This is a genomic window from Methyloceanibacter sp. (assembly GCF_035650995.1).
GTDB lineage: Bacteria > Pseudomonadota > Alphaproteobacteria > Rhizobiales > Methyloligellaceae > Methyloceanibacter.
In genome coordinates, this window is record NZ_DASRGO010000007.1 from 1 (window position 1) to 3,010 (window position 3,010).

Here is a 3,010-nt window from a genome sequence, read left to right on the forward strand (position 1 = left end):
ATCAGCGTCTATCCCAATGCCGGTCTTCCCAACGAGATGGGCGGCTATGACGAGAGCCCCGAATACATGGCGGGGCTGCTCGAGGAATGGGCGAGGGACGGGCTCCTCAACATCGTCGGCGGCTGCTGCGGCACGACGCCCGACCACATCCGCGCCATCGCCGCGGCGGTCGGCAAATACAAGCCGCGGCCTGTGCCGCATGTGGCGCATGCTCTCCGCCTCTCCGGCCTCGAGCCCTTCGTGCACGGGTAAGGTGCTGGTGATGAGTTCGTCGCATAGGCATTCGGATCTCCTCTCCCCTTGGGGAGAGGGCTTGCCGCCGCGATCTTGCGCGCGAAAGCTGCGCAAGTCGCATGGCGGGAAGGGTGAGGGGGCATGAAGGTCGCCTTGACTGAGACAGCGCGCTCGCTTCGTGACCGTTCCACCGAAGCGGAACGCAAGCTCTGGTCGCGCCTACGGGACCGGCGCCTTATGGGTTACAAGTTTCGGCGGCAGGTTCCGCGCGGGCGGTATGTGGTCGACTTTCTCTGCGCGGAAGCAGGATTGATCGTCGAGATTGATGGAGGGCATCACGCCGATCAACGCCTCGAAGCGGATCGGCGACGAACAGCTGAACTCGAACGGCTTGGCCTTAAGGTTCTTCGCTTCTGGAACGTCGATATTTACACCAATATCGATGGGGTGCTCTGTCTGATCGCGGAGACTTTGACCGAGCGCTGTCCCCCTCACCCGGCGCGCGAGTGCGCGCCGTCCTCTCCCCAAGGGGAGAGGAGGACCGAGTCCCCCGCAGCCCAAGAGAGAAAATGACCGACGGCGCACAGAATTTCGTCATGGTTGGCGAGCGGACCAACGTCACGGGTTCCGCCCGCTTCCGCAAGCTGATCGAGGCCAACGACTACGCCGCCGCGCTCGAGGTCGCGCGCCAGCAGGTCGAGAACGGCGCCAACATGCTCGACGTCAACATGGACGAGGGCCTGCTCGACTCCGAGAAGGCGATGACCACATTCCTCAACCTCATCGCCGCCGAGCCCGACATCGCCCGCGTGCCGATCATGATCGACTCCTCCAAATGGTCGGTGATCGAGGCCGGCTTGAAATGCGTGCAGGGCAAGGCGGTGGTGAACTCGATCAGCCTGAAAGAAGGCGAGGAGCCGTTCCTCGACCACGCCCGCAAGATCCGGCGCTACGGCGCGGCGGTCGTGGTCATGGCCTTCGACGAGCAGGGCCAGGCGGAGAGCGCGACGCGCAAGTTCGAGATCTGCAAGCGCGCCTACACGCTCCTCACCGAAAAGGTCGGCTTCCCGCCCGAGGACATCATCTTCGACCCCAATATCTTCGCGGTCGCGACCGGTATCGAAGAGCATGCTGGTTTCGCATCCGCCTATATCGAGGCAACGCGGCGCATCAAGGCGGAGCTGCCTTATGTCCATGTGTCGGGCGGCGTGTCGAACCTGTCTTTCGCCTTCCGCGGCAACGAGCGCGTGCGCGAGGCGATGCACTCGGTGTTCCTCTATCACGCGATCAAGGCCGGCATGGACATGGGCATCGTCAATGCCGGTCAGCTCGCCCTTTACGACGACATCGACCCTGATCTGCGCGAGCTCGTCGAGGACGTGATCTTGAACCGCCGCGCCGACGCGACCGACCGCCTGCTCGAGGCGGCCGAGCGCTTCAAGGGCGAGGGCGCGCAGAAGAAGGAAGCCGATCTTTCCTGGCGCGAGAAGCCGGTCGACGAGCGCCTGACCTACGCACTCGTACACGGCATCGGCGCCTATATCGAGCAGGACACCGAGGAGGCACGCCAAAAGGCCGTGCGCCCGCTGCACGTGATCGAGGGGCCGCTGATGGCCGGCATGAACGTGGTCGGCGACCTGTTCGGCTCGGGCAAGATGTTTCTGCCGCAGGTGGTGAAGTCGGCGCGGGTGATGAAGCAGGCGGTCGCCTATCTCATGCCCTACATGGAGAAGGAGAAGGAGGAGCTCGGGCTCGCCCAAGGCGAGCCGGCCGGCAAGATCCTGCTCGCCACCGTCAAGGGCGACGTGCACGACATCGGCAAGAACATCGTCGGCGTCGTGCTCCAGTGCAACAATTACGAGGTCACCGACCTCGGCGTGATGGTGCCGGCGCAAGTGATCCTCGACGCGGCGCGCGAGAAGAAGGTGGACATCATCGGGCTGTCCGGCCTGATCACGCCCTCGCTCGATGAGATGTGCCACGTCGCCGCCGAGATGGAGCGCGAGGGCTTCGACTTGCCGCTCTTGATCGGCGGGGCGACCACGAGCCGCATACACACTGCGGTCAAGATCAGCCCGAACTACCACCGCAGCCAGGCGATCTACGTCACCGACGCAAGCCGCGCCGTCGGCGTCGTGGCGAGCCTGATGTCGCCGGAGGAGCGGACGAAGACCATCGCCAAGGTGCGCGAGGACTATGCGCGCACGGTCGAATCCTACGCGCGCGGCCAGGCCGAGAAGGCGCGTACCTCGATCGCCGACGCGCGCGCCAACCGCCTCAAGCTCGATTGGGCGGCCTATACGCCGCCGAAGCCGACCTTTCTCGGCACCCGCGCTTTCAAGGCCTACGACCTCGCCGAGCTTGCCCGCTATATCGATTGGACCCCGTTCTTCCAGGCTTGGGAGCTCAAGGGCGCGTTCCCTCGCATCCTCGAGGACGACAAATACGGCGAGGCCGCGCGCCACCTCTTCGACGATGCGCAAGCCATGCTGAAGCAGCTCATTGCCGAGAAATGGCTGACCGCGAACGCGGTGGTCGGTTTCTGGCCGGCCAACAGCATTGGCGACGACATCGAGCTCTACACCGACGACACGAGGACCAAGCGGGTCGCCGTGCTGCACACCCTTCGCCAGCAGATGGCGCGCGAGCCGGGGCGGCCCAATCTCGCGCTTGCCGACTTCGTGGCGCCGAAGGAGACGGGGCTTGCCGATTATGTCGGAGGCTTTGCCGTGACCGCCGGCATCGGCGAGGAGGACGTGGCGCGGAAGTTCGAGCG

The 3,010-nt window shown here is 64.9% G+C and carries 2 protein-coding genes and 1 pseudogene; all 3 read left to right on the forward strand.

Features of this window, described 5'->3' with window-relative positions; genetic code table 11:
* A pseudogene (locus tag VFB18_RS00515) lies at nt 1-240 on the forward strand (homocysteine S-methyltransferase family protein); the annotation flags it as partial.
* Nucleotides 241-375: 135 nt separating this feature from the next.
* Nucleotides 376-807, forward strand: coding sequence for an endonuclease domain-containing protein (locus tag VFB18_RS00520; protein WP_324970321.1), 432 nt, complete (start codon nt 376-378; stop codon nt 805-807).
* On the forward strand, nt 741-3,010 hold a 2,270-nt coding region (gene metH / locus VFB18_RS00525; protein ID WP_414675614.1), incomplete at its 3' end, for a methionine synthase. The genes VFB18_RS00520 and metH, both read left to right, overlap by 67 nt.